This window comes from Antribacter sp. NEAU-D49 (assembly GCF_057158775.1).
On sequence record NZ_JBXTSN010000014.1, the window covers coordinates 83955 to 98820 of the forward strand.

A 14866-nucleotide genomic window follows, 5' to 3' on the forward strand; every position below is an offset into this window, starting at 1 on the left:
CAGTGGCGACGAGGTCGGAGCAGCCCTTGGTCGAGCCGGGCAAGGGCCAGGGGCTGCTCGACGTGGTGCGGCACCGGTTCCTCCTCAGCCTGATCGTCAAGAAGGAGCTCCGAGTCCGTTACCGCGGCTCGGTGCTCGGCATGCTGTGGTCGTACGTCAAACCGGCGACCCAGTTCGTGGTCTATTTCCTTGCTCTCGGAGTGTTCCTCGAGCTCAACAAGGGGATGGAGGACTACGCCGTCTACCTGTTCTCCGGCATCGTGGTGGTCAACTTCTTCGGTGAGGGTTTTTCCAACGCGACGAGGTCGATTGTCTGGAACGCGCCGTTGATCCGGAAGATCTACCTGCCGCGCGAGCTCTTCCCGGTGGCCTCGGTATGGGTGTCGGTGGCCCACTTCCTGCCACAGCTCCTCGTGCTCGTCATCGGCGCTGTCGTCATGGGCTGGCGTCCTGACCTGCTGGCCTTCGTCGCGGCGGTCGCCGGGTTCCTGACGGTCGGGGCGCTCGCCCTGGGCCTCGGTCTGCTGTTCGGTGCCGTCAACGTGCTGTTCCGCGACTCGGAGAACTTCGTGGACCTGATCGTCATGGTCGCCACGTGGGCGTCGCCCGTGCTGTATCCCCTGTCGGCAGTGGAGCGGGTCGCGCCGGCGTGGGTCGTCACGCTGTACCAGCTGAACCCGCTGACTGCTGCCGTGGAACTCTTCCATCGGGCGTTCTGGCTCCCGGGGACCTCCGCTCACGGGAACGGCGAGCCGGAGAACCTCTGGTTGTTCGGCAGCATCGGTCTGGTCGTCTCCTTCCTGGTCCTGATCGTGGGTCAGGCCGTCTTCCGGCGCCTCGAGGGGCGCTTCGCGCAGGAGCTCTGAAACTCGAAGTGGTCTCCAGCATCGAGATCTCGGACGTGCAGAAGTCATTCACGCTCCGGCACAACAGGTCTCTCAAAGAACTGATGATGTCGTCCATCCGGCGGCAGAAGCTCAAGGACGAGTTCCTTGCGATCGACTCGATCGACCTGACCATCGAGGAGGGCGAGACTGTCGCCCTCCTCGGATTCAACGGCTCCGGCAAGTCGACGCTGCTGAAGCTCATCTCCGGCGTGCTCCGGCCGGACCGGGGAACGATCCGGACCCGCGGCCGGGTCGCCGGCCTCATCGAGGTGGGCGCGGGGTTCCACCCCGACCTCACGGGGCGGGAGAACGTCTTCCTCAACGGGGCGATCCTCGGCATGTCGGAGGCCGACATCGCAAAGCGTTTCGACGAGATCGTCGCCTTCAGCGAGATCGAGCGGTTCATCGACACCGAGGTGAAGTTCTACTCCTCGGGCATGTTCCTGCGTCTGGCGTTCGCGGTCGCGGTCCACTCGGACCCCGAGGTCTTCCTGATCGACGAGATCCTCGCCGTCGGTGACGAGCCGTTCCAGCGCAAGTGCCTCGACCGGGTGCGGGAGCTGCGGGACGAGGGTCGCACGCTCGTGATCGTGAGCCACGACCTGGACATGGTTGCCAACCTCTGCGAGCGGGGCGTGCTCCTGGAGAGGGGCCGTCTCGTCGCCGACGAGACCGCGAAGGCGATCGTCGAGAAGATGCGCGGGTGAACCACGGCCACCGTTCCGACACCGAGGTGAACCCGAGCCACCGTGTCGATATCCAAGGACTCCGGGCGCTGGCAGTCGGCCTCGTCGTCCTGTATCACCTCCGGCCAGGGATGCTGCCCGGTGGGTTTGTCGGGGTTGACGTCTTCTTCGTCATATCCGGCTTCCTCATCGTCGGCTCGCTCGCGTCCGAGGTGGCTGGTACCGCGAGGATCGACGCGCTCCGGTTCTACGCCCGGCGGATTCGGCGTCTGCTCCCAGCAGCGACGGTCACGATCATCCTGACCGTCATTGCCGGCTGGCTCCTTCTCCCGTCGACGCGGTGGGAGCGGATCGGCGAGGACGCGATCACCTCGGCTCTGCAGGTGCACAACTGGGCGCTGGCGTTCTCGTCGGACTCGTATGCCGAAGCGACGGCACATGCCTCTCCCTTCCAGCACTTCTGGTCGCTGGCCGTCGAGGAGCAGTTCTACCTCGTGGTGCCGCTCCTGATGATGGGCAGCGTGCTGCTCCTCCGCCGCAGGGGCGTCCCGGTGCGGACAGTTCTCACAGCACTCTTCAGTGTCCTCTTCGTGGCCTCGCTCGGGACCAGCATCGTGTGGACCTTGGTGGACCCCGCTGCCGCCTACTTCGTCACTCCGGTGCGTGTGTGGGAGCTGGCCGCCGGCGGCCTTGTGGCGATGACCGCGCCGACGCTCCGGCACCCCGTCGTTCGGTCGGTGGCCGGGTGGCTCGGTCTGGGCGCGGTCGTCGCGAGCGCGTTCCTCCTTCGCACCACCGACCCGTTCCCCGGCGCGCTCGCGCTGCTTCCCGTTGCCGGCACCTGCCTGCTGCTCGTGGCCGGTGGCAAGGGCGCCGGGTTCGCCAATCCCACGCGATGGCTCTCGACCAGGTTCCCCGTGTGGGTGGGTGACATCAGTTACAGCCTCTACCTGGTCCACTGGCCGGTCGTGGTCATCATGGTCGCGGTGCTCGACCGGGAGACACTCCCGTGGCGGTGGGCGCTGGTCGCCCTCGGGGCGAGCCTCCTGCTCGGCTGGGCGTCCACACAGTTCGTGGAGCGTCCGTTTCGCAGACGGACCAGCGGGAGCGCTTCGCGCCGCGTCACACCTCGCGTCTTCGCCGCGGGCGCGTCGGCTGTCGCGCTGTCCGTAGCGTGTGGCATGGCGCCCGTGTGGGCCGCGGGGGAGCTGTCGCGGCCGGCGGTCCTCGACGCCGTCCATGTGGGTGCCGGTGCCCTCTCCGCCCCGCGCGACCCGCGCGCGGAGGTCCCGGTCGTCCCGGCGACGACCGTGGCGCGGGGCGACCTGCCACCCGTCCATGCGGACGGGTGCGTGGAGACCGACCTGACGAGCCCGGAGGCGGGCGCCTCGATCTGCCGGTACGGGACCGACCACGATGTCGACGGCGACATCGTCGTCGCGGGCGACTCCCACGCCGGCGTCCTGACCGCCCCGATGATCGAGCTCGCCACCCGCAACGACCGGTCCCTGACCGCCCTGCTGCGCCAGGGCTGCCCGTTCAACCTTGTCCCGATGACTGATCAGAACGGTCATCCGATCACGGTGTGCAGCGACCAGGTCGCGCGCGAGATCGAGTGGATCGACGAGCGGAGTCCGGACCTGGTGGTCGTGACCTCGATGACGCCGGACGGGTACCGTCGGGCGCTAGGCTGGACCTGGCCGTCCGACGCAGAGGCCCGGGACGGTTACCGCAAGACGCTCCGGGCGCTGCTGGACACCGGCACCCGCGTCACGGTCGTACGGGACGCCCCGTTCCCTGATTTCGACGGGCCGGAGTGCGTGGAGAAGCACGGGCGTGACGGTTGCGTGTCGCCGGTGGACGTCGCGGTGGCGACCGACCCTCTCGCGGAGGTGGCCGACGATCTCGGGGTTCCGGTCGTGGACCTGACCGACCACATCTGTCGGCCTGACGGTTGTCACGGGGTGGAGGGAAACGTCCTCGTCTACCGCGACAACCACCTGACCAACACCTACGCGATGTCACTGGTGCCCGCGCTCGCGGAGCACTCTCCCCTTCTCGTCCCGTGACCGTGCGGCGCTGGCAGGCGGGCTGATGGAAGGTTCATGCCGATGTTCTGGTTCAACGTAGTCCTGCCGGTGGGCGTCGCCCTTGTGGTGATGCTCGCCGTCGGTTTGCTCTTCGCCCTCGGGCAGAGGCGATCCGCTCGCTCTCCGCTCGAGCCAGGGCCTCCTGGCGAAGGCACGAGGCCGCTCGAGGAGCTCGCATGGGGTGCGGCCACAGCGGGCTCCGTCGCCGTGCTGGCCCTGGTGCCCCTGGTCTTCAACCGGCGGTTCTATTTCGCGGACGACACGCAGGCGGGCGCGTACCCGATCTGGGTGTCCATCGGTGAGCACCTCCGCGCCGGCCACCTGCCGTTCTTCGAGCCCACCCGCTGGATGTCGGGCAACTACCCGGCCGAGGGCCAGTGGGGCCTGTTCAACCCGGTCGTCTGGTTCATCGGCTGGTTCGTGAGCGGGTCCGACGACGGCGTGGTGGCGAGCTCTGTCGTGAAGATCGTCGCGCTCGTCGTGGCCGGCGTGGGGGTCTACCTGCTCGCGCGGTCGTACGAGGCCCAGCGGGTGTGGGCTTTCGTGGGCGGTGTGCTGGTCCCCGCCGCCGGGTTCACGATGTATGTCGACTCCGGGTCCTGGGTGACGTCGCTCTTCGTCTGGGCGCTGGTGCCGTGGGTCTGGGCTGCGTTCCGTGGCGTGGTCTTCCACGGCAGGAACCCGTTGCTGCCGTTCGTCGCGGGCTACGTGCTCATCACCGTGGGCTACGTGCACGGCACGCTGCTCATGTGCTGTGTGATCCTGGGCGTGCTCGTCGAGGCACTCCTTGCCCGCCGCGTCCGGGACGCCCTCAAGGGCTTCGGCGTCGGCGTCACGCTCGGCCTCGTCGCCCTGGCCGTCTACCTGCCCGGTATCCGGTCGGCGGCGGTTACCGTGCGGGACTCGGTGGGCATTCTCAACTCGAACTTCATGTCCCCGGATCTGTCCGGGCTGGTGACAGCGGGGACACCGTTCGCGCAGCCGTGGCTGACGGGATTCTGGGCGCCGCCCGCCGGCGCGCCGCTCATGTACATCGCGTGGATCCTGCCGCTCGTCGCCTTCCTGGATGCTCGCAAGGTGAGCGAGGTCCTCGCTCGCTCCGCCGGGCTGCTCGTGGTGGGGGTGCTCGCCGCGGTCCTCGTCTTCGGTCCTAGCGATATCGGACCGCTTCGCTTCCCTGCGCGCGTCTACCCGTACCTCGCCCTCGTCGTCGTGGTTACCCTGGTCGTGCTGCTGAGCAGGGCCCGCGCCGAGACGACCCGCGGACGCGTCGTCGCAGCAGGGATTCTCGTCGTCGTCGGGGCGGCGTTCGGGTGGTTCGAGGCACCGGCTGCGTGGGAGGTGCTCGCTGTGGGCGTCCTGGTGACCGCCGCCGGGCTCGCGGCAGTCCTTGTCGTCGTACACCGGGGCGACACCGGTCATCGTCTCGCCGCGGTGGTCCTCGCTGTCACCTGTGTCGTGACGATCGCCCAGCACTACTCCTTCAGGTCGTCTCCCCTGCCTGACTTCGGCCTCCCCGCGGAGGTGTCGGCCTACGAGCACGCCCTCGAGGGGGTCGAGGGTGACGTCATGGTGATCGGAGATCCCCTGAGGGAGCGTTCGTGGGAGCCGGGTTCCGAGTGGTGGCGGTCTACCCTGTACGCGAACGCGTGGTACCTGAGTGACACATCGGTGGTCAACACCTACTCGCCCATCCTCCACCGGAACTATGCTGCCGACCTCTGTGTAGATGCCCACGGGGTCGTGTGCTGGGAGACGCTCGACAAGCTCATGACGCCTGACGAGGCGACGGGCGTGCCGCTCGCCGACCTGCTGTCTCTGAGCGCATTGCAGGTCTTGTCCCGTTCCGACGAAGGCCCCGACCCGATCTCGGACCCCTATGAGAACGCGACGCCCCCGGAGGGGTGGCACGTGGAGTCCCGGGACGACGTCGCAGCGCTCTGGGTGCGCGACAAGCCGGTGGACCAGGCCGGGGGGATCGTGCACACGAGCGACGGTGTCACGGTGAGCGACGTCAAGGTGACCAAGCGGGAGGTGACCTTCCACGTGGATCAGGTCTCCGGCGACGGCGGTCAGGTGGTCTTCTCCCGGCTCAACTGGCCGGGCTACACGATGACGGGCGCCACAGAGGGCACGCCGCTGCGTGGCTATCTCCTGACCGCGAACCTGGCGGGTGGTTCCGCCGGGACCGACGTGACGGTGAGATTCTCGCCGCCGGGGTGGACAGGCAACCTGGTGCTGCTCTTCGCCGGCATCTCCGGCGCGGTCATGTGGGGAGCCGCCCACCCGATCGTTCGAGGGGTGCGAGGGCGTAGGCACCTGGCCTGAGTCGCACGGCCGGACAGCGAGGGCGCCCGGACGGATCATCCGTCCGGGCGCCCTCCCTGTCTGACTAGAGCAGTCAGGAGCCGTGCTTCGCGGGGCGCATACGTGAGCCGAGGACGATGTATGCGGCCCGACGCTGGAGGGCGACGACCTGAGCCATCGCATTGCCCCGCCGGACGTCTCGCTCCGAGATGACCTCGGGTGCGAGCGAGCGGGCGATCTCGTGAAACTCGGCAGCCTCCTGCGCCTGGCTGCGCATGAGCCGTACAGACCACTGGCTGTCGCTCACGCGGAAGGACGCGAGGCTCTCGCGCAGCGCGTACATCCGGCCCTGTACGAGGACTGGGGCGTAGGAACCAGCATCGATGTAGTACCGGAGGTCCTGCCACCAACCAGCCTTCTCGAGAGCGGCCGTGCGCATCATGACGCAGGCCGGCTCGCCAAAGATGTTCGTTCCCGAACGCACGGTCGCGCGCAGCGCGGTAGCGCCGTCGACCAGGCCGTCCAGCTGGCCAAGTCCGCGGCCCGTGAGGAAGACATCTCCCCGTGCGTCCACCAGGTCACGTTGAGAAGCGACGAGGACGAGGTCGTCGTCGGCAGCGTCAAAGGCCGCTACCTGGCGTTCGAGCATCTGCGGGTGGAGCAGGTCGTCGCCGCAGACCAGCTTGATGAGGTCCCCGGTCGCCCGGTGGGACACGGCGTTCCAGTTGCGGCGGGCGCCACCACCGGCCTCGGTGCGGTGGAGGCTGACCCGAGGGTCGCCGGCGAACTGCTGAAGGAGGTCCCAGGTGCTGTCCGGCGACGAGTGGTCTGCGATGACGAGCTCGAAGTCCTGGTACGTCTGGCCGAGGACGGATCGGACAGTTGCCTCGATGTACTGCTCGTTCTTGTACGCGGGGATGACGACGGAGACGCGGGGGGTCATCGCGGGACCTCGGTGGTGTTCGGTGGGGTGGAGGGGGGAGCGCCGGTCCTTGGGTCGGTGGAGGCGGTGCCCAAGGGCTTCTTCTTCCTCCGGAACGAGAAGTCGCGGTGGCCGAAGTAGCTCACGAACGCTGTCACGCAGGTGACCAGGAGCTGCGCGTAGATCGGGCGCATCCCGGTCCCCTCGGCGACGAGTGGCAGGGCGACCGCGTTGATGGCGAGCGAGGTCAGGTTGACGATCTCGAAGCGCGCGAGGTCGAGCCACAGGTGGCCGCGGACGCGGAAGACGAAATAGCGGTAGAGCACGAAGGCGCACAGCACGGCCGCGACGTGTGCGCAGAGCAGGCTGAGCAGGTAGCCGAAGCGCCCGACGTCCTCGCCGAAGGCCAGCTCGAAGAAGATGAACCAGGCTGTGCCGAGCACAGTGTTGAACCCACCCACGAGGAGGAAGGCGATCCGCTGGTCCTTCACGAGGCGAAAGAGAGGACCGAGGGAGCCTTCCATGCCGGCCGGCGGCTTCGTGACGGCAGTGCTCGCGGAGTCGGGCTGGGGCTCGGAGTCCATTGCCACGTGCGAAGTCTCCTGCTGTTTGTCCGGTCGGAAGGGCGCCGAAGGGGTCGCGCGACACCGTGCTCGGTGCAAATCCGGGTCGCGTTTCACGACTATAGTCGGACGCGTGGACAACCCTAGCGCGCAGCCTGCGCAGCACAGGATCTCCGTCGTCATCCCCGTGTACCAGGGGTCACGTACGCTGCCCGGAGTCCTGTCCGAGATCGACGTCCTGACGAAGGGTTTCACGACGCCGGGTGGCGCCGACGGCATCGTCGCCGAGGTCCTCCTGGTGTTCGACCACGGTCCCGACGGGTCGGACGTGACGATCCGCGATCTGGCCGACCGGTACGAGTATGTTCGGCCTGTCTGGCTCAGCCGGAACTTCGGACAGCACGCGGCCACGCTCGCCGGCATGGCGTCCTCGGGCGGGGACTGGATCGTGACGCTGGACGAGGACGGTCAGCACGACCCGGCCGAGATGATGGGGCTTCTCGACGCCGCCGTCGAGAAGCGAGCGACGGTGGTCTACGGATCGCCGACGAACCCGGCGCCGCACGGCTTCCTGAGGAACATCGCATCGAAGGGCTCGAAGAAGGTCATCGAGACCCTCCTCGGCGGGACCGACACCTCCTCCTACCAGAGCTACCGGCTCATCCTGGGCGAAGTCGGGCGGTCCGTCGCCGCCTACGCCGGCGCGGGCGTCTACCTCGACGTCGCGCTGGGCTGGGTCGCCGGCGACGTGGCGCTGGCGCCGATCACCCTGCGCGAAGAGGGTGGCCGGAGCTCCGGATACTCGTTCCGCCGGCTCGTCTCGCACTTCTGGCGCATGGTGCTGACGAGCGGCACGCGCGGGCTGCGGCTGGTCGCGGGGGTCGGCATGGTCCTGGCGGCCGCAGGGGTCGTCCTCGCTGTCTATCTCGCCGTGACGCGCATCCTCGGGAGTGACGTACCGAGCGGCTGGACCTCGATGATGGTGGTCACCCTCCTCACGTCAGGAGCGGTGCTCTTCTCGCTGGGCATCGTGGCCGAGTACATCGGCGTCGCGGTCAACATGGCGATGGGCAAGCCCCTCTACCTGATCGTGGGAGACCCGGAGAACGGGCCCTTGGGGCGCAAGGTCTCGCGGCGGTGAGCAGCTCCGGGACCGGGCCGGTGCTGGTGGTCGGCTCGCGAGGGCTCCTCGGCGAGGCGGTGGTACGCGAGGTGGCCGCGCGAGGCCGCACCGCGGTCCGTGCGCGTGTGCACTGGGACGGTGACGCCCGGGCGGACCTCGAGCAGTCCCTCGGCCAGGCGCTGGAGGCCGCGGGCGACAGCCCGGTGCAGATCGCGTGGTGCGCGGGCGTCGGAGTGACCGCTACGCCGCAGGACGTGCTCGACGGGGAGTACCGCACGCTCTGCGGCTTCGCCGAGCTGCTGACAGCCCTGCCCGAGCCGACCCGACGCCGGCTGACGGTGTTCTTCGCCTCGTCGGCCGGAGGCGTCTATGCCGGTTCCCCGTCCGAGCCTCCCTTCGACGAGCGGTCCCCGGTGGGACCCCTGGCGCCGTACGGCCGCGCCAAGCTCAAGGCGGAGGAGCGGCTCGCGGAGCTGACGGCGTCCGGTATCCGCGTGGTCGTCGGCCGTATCGCGAACCTGTACGGGCCGGGCCAGGATCTCACCAAGCAGCAGGGGCTGATCTCCCAGCTCGCCCTCGCGCAGCTGACGTCCCAGCCTCTGGGCGTCTACGTGTCGATGGACACGCTCCGCGACTACATCTACGTGGACGACTGTGCGGCCCTCGTCGTCGACATGACGGACCGGGCACACCGGCTCGAGCCCGGGTCGCCGACGGTGACGAAGGTGCTCGCCTCCCAGCGGTCGGTGTCGATCGCCGCACTGATCGGTGAGATGCGCCGGATTCACCGGCGCCGTCCCAAGGTCGTCGTGGCGCCGTCAGCACGGGCGCTCCAGCAGGCACGCGACCTCCGGCTCCGCTCGGTCGTATGGCCCGACCTGGACCGTCGGTCGTTCACCCCCCTCGTCGTCGGCATGGTGGCCACCGGCGAGGACATCAGTCGCAAGCTGCGCGCCGGCGGCCGGTCCGCCTCCTGAGCGCGTCCGGGCGCACGTCGGCGCGCCGCCGTCCGGTAGATTCTGCTGCGGCCCTATCACACTCTCCGGAGGACCAGTGGAACTCGTAGTGACCGGCGGAGCCGGTTTCATCGGTGCGAACTTTGTGCACCAGACCGTCCGTGAGCGCCCCGATGTCCGGGTGACAGTTCTCGACGCGCTCACCTACGCGGGGGACCAGGCGTCTCTGGCGGCGGTCGCGGACGAGATCACCTTCGTCGAGGGGAGCGTCTCGGACGCCGAGCTGGTCGATCGCCTCGTGAGCCGGGCCGACGTGGTTGTCCACTTCGCCGCCGAGTCGCACAACGACAACTCGCTGAACGACCCGTCGCCCTTCGTGCAGACAAACCTGGTCGGCACGTTCACGCTCCTCGAGGCCGTACGCAAGCACGGCGTCCGGTTCCACCACATCTCCACCGACGAGGTGTACGGCGACCTGGAGCTGGACGACCCCGCGAAGTTCACGCCCGAGACGCCCTACAACCCCTCGAGCCCGTACTCGTCCACGAAGGCCGGCTCCGACCTCCTGGTGCGGGCGTGGGCCCGGTCCTTCGGCGTCGAGGCCACGATCTCCAACTGTTCCAACAACTACGGCCCGTTCCAGCACATCGAGAAGTTCATCCCACGCCAGATCACCAACCTGATCGATGGCGTGCGCCCCCGGTTGTACGGAGCGGGCCTCAATGTGCGCGACTGGATCCACGTCGAGGACCACAACTCCGCGGTGTGGGCGATCCTTGAGAAGGGCCGTGTCGGGGAGACCTACCTCATCGGCGCCGACGGCGAGAAGAACAACCTCGAGGTCGTCCAGGCACTGCTCGAGATCTTCGGCCGCCCGACGGACGACTTCGACCACGTGAACGACCGTCCCGGCCACGACCTGCGCTATGCGATCGACGCCTCGAAGCTCCGTGGTGAGCTCGGCTGGACGCCCCGGTACACCGACTTCCGATCGGGCCTGGAGGCCACCGTCGAGTGGTACCGGGCCAACGAGGCCTGGTGGCGCCCCGCCAAGGCGGCCGTCGAGGCGAGCTACGCCGCCCAGGGTCAATGAGCGTCGTGACGCCGGAAACCGAGCCCGGGACGCCGACGTGGCGCGGCAGACTCGTGAGCTGGTTCCGGGTCACCATCGGGTCGGGCGTGGCTGGACTGGTCAGCTGGGGTGTGGACTTCGGCATCCTGTGGCTGCTCAGCGTCTCGTTCGGTCTGCCTGTCGCCTTCTCTGCGGCGACGGCGTTCATACTCTCCGGAGTGGTGAACTTCGCGGCCAACCGCCTTGTTTTCCGCGCCAGCAGTGGGAACGCCGGTGCCCAGGCGGTGCGGTACCTTGTGTTGTTCGCTGCGAACCTGGCCCTGACCACGGCTTTCGTGCCTTTGGTCACGGATCTTCTGAGCCGGTGGATCCCTGTTCTCGGCTGGCGGGTGCTCGTCGGCAAGCTCGTCGTGAGCGCCGTCCTCATCCTCATGAACGTGATCGTCTACAACAAGTGGGTCTTCAGACCAGAAAGTCGGAGGAGTGTCGTGTCAGAGACACCGTCGGGGAGGGAGCGTGGAGAGTGAGGTGCAGGGTGCCGCAAAGGTGCTCGCGGTTCTCCCCGCGTACAACGAGAGCGAGAACGTCGCCGCGGTGATCAAGGAGATCCGCACCGGGGCGCCGGGCGTTGACATCCTCGTGGTCGACGACGGGTCCGTCGACGGCACCGCCGCGATCGCGCGGGCCACCGGCGTGGACGTGCTCGAGATGCCGTTCAACGTGGGTGTCGGCGGTGCCGTCCGGGCAGGGCTCGAGTACGGGCGGCGCGGCGGCTACGACGCAGTGGTCCAGTGCGACGCTGACGGCCAGCATCCCGCTGCCGGTATCGAGCTGCTTGTCGCGGGGCTCGAGGAGGCGGACCTGGTGATCGGTGCCCGCTTCGCGGGCGTCGGTGACTACGAGATGCGCGGGCCGCGCAAGTGGGCCGCACAGTTCCTTGCCTGGTCGATGTCGAAGATCCACCACGCCCGGCTGACGGACGTCACGAGCGGTTTCCGGGCGTTCGGTCCCGCGGCCATCAACGTCCTGAGCCGGCAGATGCCTCAGGAGTACCTCGGCGACACGGTCGAAGCCCTCGTGATCAGCCGGGAGAACGACCTCGTGGTGCGGCAGATTCCCGTCCACATGCGGGAGCGGCAGGGCGGCGTGCCGAGCCATGACCCCGGCAAGGCGGCCGTCTACCTCGTGCGTGCGGTCGTGCTCTTCGCGCTGTCGGGCGCGAGGCTCCTTGTCAAGCGAAAGAAGAGTGCAGTCAAGTGATCGGGATCATCGGGATCGTCCTGACCGTCGTCGCGGTCGTCGTCGTGCTCAGGCTCGTCCTCCAGCGTCGCCTCCTGGTGAAGTACGCGGCGCTATGGATCGCGGTGTGCCTCATCCTCATGCTGCTCGCCAGCGTCCCCGGGCTGCTGGCGAACTTCGCGGAGCTGCTCGGCTTCGAGGTCCCGGCCAACCTTCTCTTCTTCCTGTCCATCGGCCTGCTGCTCGCGGTGACGCTGCAGCTGAGCTATGAGGTGACACGGATCGAGCGCCGGATGTACCGCCTCGCCGAGGAGCTGGCGTTGGTCCGTGCGGACCTGACGCCCGGTGGGGGCGTGACGTCTGGCGGTCCGACGACGGCGGGCGGCGATGCGCGCGCCGATCAGGGGGAGGCGTACTGATGCGGCTGGTTGACACGCCCCGGAAGGCGTTCTGGGCGGCGCTGGTCGCGTTCGTCGCCGTGGGTTCGTTCTTCGCCGTCTCGAACCCGATCATGGCCTCGCCCGACGAACCTGCTCACGTGATCAAGGCCGTCGCCGTGCTGAACGGCGAGACGGACGTGTCGGGCGAGGGCGCCGATACAGGCATCGGGACGGTCGAGCTTCCGGGAGTGTGGGCGCAGCTCGCCGAGTACGAGCGGTGCATGCGCTTCAACCCGGCGCAGGACGCCTCCTGCCAGCCGGAGCTCTCCGGCGACCTGAGTTCTCCGGCCCCCGTGCAGACGTCGGCCTACAACTACAACCCGTTCTACTACGTGGTGGTCGGGCTACCGGCGCTGCTCCCGAACCCCGGCGAGCACACGGTGTACCTGATGCGGATCCTCTCGGTCCTGTTCGCCTCGGTGGCCTTCGGGATGGCAGTCCGGACCGTCGCGGAGCTGCGCACGCGGCGCTGGCTAGGCCTCGGTCTGCTGCTCGCCTTCGTTCCCACTGCCGTCGGTATGGTGAGTGGTGTCCAGCCCCAGTCCATCGAGATCACCGGTAGCGCGCTGCTGTGGGTCGCGCTCCTGGCGCTGCTCGTGGAGCCGGACCAGGCTCTGACGTCGCGGAGGCTGCTCCGTGTGGTGTTCGCGGCCGCGCTGGTCGCCAACGCGAGGCCGATGGGGCCGTTCTGGGTCACGCTCATCGGTGTGATCGCGGTACTGAGCGTCCCGTGGACGAAGGTCATCGCGGCCTTCGCCGATCGCCAGCTGTGGTGGGGGGTCGGTGGTGCCGTCGTGATGTGCGCTGTCGGGACCGCGTGGATCCTTCAGGCAGGCGGTGGCCACTTCGCCCAGCCGGGCGTCGGGACGCCGTTCCGCGACGCGGCCATCCTGACCATTGACCGCACGAGCTTCTACCTCCGAATGTGGTACGCGGCGCTCGGGTGGATCGATGTGCCCTTCCCCGAGTGGATCTACTCTGCCGGGGCGGCCTCGCTCGGTCTCGTCGCCATCATGGCGTTCTGCCTCGGCAACCGTCGCGACAGGCTCGTCCTCGGGGGCACTGCCCTCGTGCTGTGGGCCCTCCCGGTCGTGATCCAGGGGATCCAGGCGCACACCATCGGCATCTTCTGGCAGGGCCGGTACGTGTTCCCGTTGTCCATCGGGTTCTTCGTCCTCGCCTGCACGGTGATCGGCTTCCGTGGACGCGATCTCCCCGAACGGCTGCAGCGCAACCTCGTGGTCGCGGTCGCCGGGATCTTCGCGGTGGTCAGCGTGGTCGCGTTCATGTCCAACCTCCACCGGTACGTCAACGGCTCGGACGGGCCGAGGACATTCGTGGCGGAGAACGCCTGGCTCCCGCCTGTCCCGCTTCCCGTGCTGATCGTCGGTTTCGTGGTGGCGTATGCCGCATTCACCTGGGTAGTGCTTCGGGCAACGGCAGAACGCGAGGCGGCGGTCACCGTGGCTGAACCGTTCCTGGAGGAGCCGGGCGCCGAGCGGCGGAACATGGCCGCGACTGCGACCTCGTAGCCGAGCGCCAGCGAGGGCCCGGACGCCCGGCCGGGAACAGAGAATGAGCGGTGGCGGCCCCGCGGGGGGCGGCCCCCCCAGCGGGGCGGGGGGGGGGGGCCATGCATACCCCCCCCACCGAAGGTACGAGCCATAACCCGACTTCAGGAGGGCCTCCCCTCGGGCGCGGAGCTCGTCGTCGGTCAGGAATCCTCGCCGCCACGCGACCTCCTCGGGCGCGCCGATCTTCAGGCCCTGACGGTGCTCGATCGTCCGGACGTAGTCGGAGGCCTCGAGCAGGGAGTCGAAGGTGCCCGTGTCGAGCCAGGCGGTGCCGCGGGGCAGCACCTCGACCTGGAGCCGGCCCTGCTCGAGGTAGGCACGGTTGACGTCCGTGATCTCGTACTCGCCGCGAGCCGAAGGCTTGAGGTCGCGGGCGATCTCGACCACGTCGTTGTCGTAGAAGTACAGCCCGGGCACCGCGTAGTTCGACTTCGGCTGCAGAGGCTTCTCCTCCAGCGACACGGCGCGGAAGTCGTCGTCGAACTCGACCACGCCATAGGCGGTCGGGTCGGCGACGCGGTAGGCGAAGACGGCACCGCCGTCGATCCGGTCGAAGCGGCCGAGCTGTGAACCCAGGCCCGGGCCGTAGAAGATGTTGTCGCCGAGGACCAGCGCGGCCGAGTCCGTGCCGACGAAGTCCGCACCGAGCACGAACGCCTGCGCGAGGCCGTTCGGCTCCGCCTGGATCGTGTACTCGATCGACACGCCGAACTGCGACCCGTCGCCGAGGAGCCGACGGAACTGCTCCGCGTCGTGGGGTGTGGTGATGACGAGGATGTCGCGGATACCCGCAAGGATCAGCGTCGACAGCGGGTAGTAGATCATCGGCTTGTCGTAGACCGGCACGAGCTGCTTGCTCACACCGAGGGTAATGGGGTGCAGTCGGGTGCCGGAGCCGCCGGCAAGGATGATTCCGCGCATGGGAGGGATCATCTCACGGAGCCGTTGGCAGGATGTCAGCTGCACCCGATCGCGCGTGAGGGGGGCCGGTCCGGTCCCCCTCACGC

13 protein-coding genes and 1 pseudogene are annotated in these 14866 nt (G+C 68.5%); 11 read left to right on the plus strand and 3 right to left on the minus strand.

The window, feature by feature from the left end; translation table 11 throughout:
* The first annotated feature begins 2 nt into the window (after window positions 1–2).
* The 4 genes from AC060K_RS12525 to AC060K_RS12540 are packed head-to-tail and all read left to right on the plus strand — an operon-like array spanning window position 3 to window position 5991.
* The gene (locus tag AC060K_RS12525; protein WP_483765745.1) at window positions 3–866 is read left to right on the plus strand and encodes an ABC transporter permease; all 864 of its coding nucleotides are present in this window, start codon (window positions 3–5) and stop codon (window positions 864–866) included.
* Window positions 867–874: 8 nt separating this feature from the next.
* Window positions 875–1594, plus strand: a complete 720-nt coding sequence (locus AC060K_RS12530; protein WP_483765746.1) for an ABC transporter ATP-binding protein — start codon at window positions 875–877, stop codon at window positions 1592–1594.
* Window positions 1591–3642, plus strand: coding sequence for an acyltransferase family protein (locus AC060K_RS12535; RefSeq protein ID WP_483765747.1), 2052 nt, complete (start codon window positions 1591–1593; stop codon window positions 3640–3642). The genes AC060K_RS12530 and AC060K_RS12535 overlap by 4 nt, the downstream gene beginning before the upstream one ends.
* Window positions 3643–3684: 42 nt before the next feature.
* Window positions 3685–5991, plus strand: a complete 2307-nt coding sequence (locus tag AC060K_RS12540; RefSeq protein ID WP_483765748.1) for a hypothetical protein — start codon at window positions 3685–3687, stop codon at window positions 5989–5991.
* Between the two features lie 73 nt (window positions 5992–6064).
* Here the strand turns inward: AC060K_RS12540 and AC060K_RS12545 are convergent, their stop codons facing one another.
* Together AC060K_RS12545 and AC060K_RS12550 are read right to left on the minus strand one after the other, a co-directional pair.
* Window positions 6065–6913 (minus strand): glycosyltransferase family 2 protein, encoded by an 849-nt coding sequence (locus AC060K_RS12545; protein ID WP_483765749.1) that lies wholly within the window; start codon window positions 6911–6913, stop codon window positions 6065–6067.
* The gene (locus AC060K_RS12550; protein WP_483765782.1) at window positions 6910–7476 is read right to left on the minus strand and encodes a GtrA family protein; all 567 of its coding nucleotides are present in this window, start codon (window positions 7474–7476) and stop codon (window positions 6910–6912) included. The genes AC060K_RS12545 and AC060K_RS12550 overlap by 4 nt, the downstream gene beginning before the upstream one ends.
* A gap of 112 nt (window positions 7477–7588) precedes the next feature.
* On the opposite strand from AC060K_RS12550, the gene AC060K_RS12555 reads away from it, so the two are divergent.
* The 7 genes from AC060K_RS12555 to AC060K_RS12585 all read left to right on the plus strand — a co-directional run bounded on the left by AC060K_RS12555 (window position 7589) and on the right by AC060K_RS12585 (window position 13817).
* On the plus strand, window positions 7589–8596 hold the full coding sequence (locus AC060K_RS12555) for a glycosyltransferase (RefSeq protein WP_483765750.1): 1008 nt from the start codon (window positions 7589–7591) through the stop codon (window positions 8594–8596).
* Complete coding sequence (locus AC060K_RS12560; RefSeq protein ID WP_483765751.1) at window positions 8593–9555, plus strand: NAD-dependent epimerase/dehydratase family protein; 963 nt, start codon at window positions 8593–8595, stop codon at window positions 9553–9555. Before AC060K_RS12555 ends, AC060K_RS12560 begins: the two co-directional genes overlap by 4 nt.
* 76 nt (window positions 9556–9631) lie before the next feature.
* On the plus strand, window positions 9632–10627 hold the full coding sequence (gene rfbB, locus AC060K_RS12565; RefSeq protein WP_483765752.1) for a dTDP-glucose 4,6-dehydratase: 996 nt from the start codon (window positions 9632–9634) through the stop codon (window positions 10625–10627).
* On the plus strand, window positions 10624–11133 hold the full coding sequence (locus AC060K_RS12570) for a GtrA family protein (protein WP_483765753.1): 510 nt from the start codon (window positions 10624–10626) through the stop codon (window positions 11131–11133). The genes rfbB and AC060K_RS12570 overlap by 4 nt, the downstream gene beginning before the upstream one ends.
* Window positions 11123–11866, plus strand: a complete 744-nt coding sequence (locus tag AC060K_RS12575; RefSeq protein WP_483765754.1) for a glycosyltransferase family 2 protein — start codon at window positions 11123–11125, stop codon at window positions 11864–11866. Before AC060K_RS12570 ends, AC060K_RS12575 begins: the two co-directional genes overlap by 11 nt.
* Window positions 11863–12264 (plus strand): DUF2304 domain-containing protein, encoded by a 402-nt coding sequence (locus AC060K_RS12580; protein ID WP_483765755.1) that lies wholly within the window; start codon window positions 11863–11865, stop codon window positions 12262–12264. The genes AC060K_RS12575 and AC060K_RS12580 overlap by 4 nt, the downstream gene beginning before the upstream one ends.
* Entirely contained in the window at window positions 12264–13817 is a 1554-nt protein-coding gene (locus AC060K_RS12585; protein WP_483765756.1) for a DUF2142 domain-containing protein, read from the plus strand. The genes AC060K_RS12580 and AC060K_RS12585 overlap by 1 nt, the downstream gene beginning before the upstream one ends.
* 120 nt (window positions 13818–13937) lie before the next feature.
* Here the strand turns inward: AC060K_RS12585 and rfbA are convergent.
* Window positions 13938–14780, minus strand: a pseudogene (gene rfbA, locus AC060K_RS12590) (glucose-1-phosphate thymidylyltransferase RfbA); the annotation flags it as partial.
* Window positions 14781–14866 lie beyond the last annotated feature (86 nt).

Bases quoted from the DNA above. Each gene is read 5' to 3' on its own strand.
- AC060K_RS12540 (WP_483765748.1), top strand. From the start codon at position 3,685: ATGTTCTGGTTCAACGTAGTCCTGCCGGTGGGCGTCGCCCTTGTGGTG.
- AC060K_RS12545 (WP_483765749.1), bottom strand. From the start codon at position 6,913: ATGACCCCCCGCGTCTCCGTCGTCATCCCCGCGTACAAGAACGAGCAG.
- AC060K_RS12570 (WP_483765753.1), top strand. From the start codon at position 10,624: ATGAGCGTCGTGACGCCGGAAACCGAGCCCGGGACGCCGACGTGGCGC.
- AC060K_RS12585 (WP_483765756.1), top strand. From the start codon at position 12,264: ATGCGGCTGGTTGACACGCCCCGGAAGGCGTTCTGGGCGGCGCTGGTC.
- AC060K_RS12550 (WP_483765782.1), bottom strand. From the start codon at position 7,476: ATGGACTCCGAGCCCCAGCCCGACTCCGCGAGCACTGCCGTCACGAAG.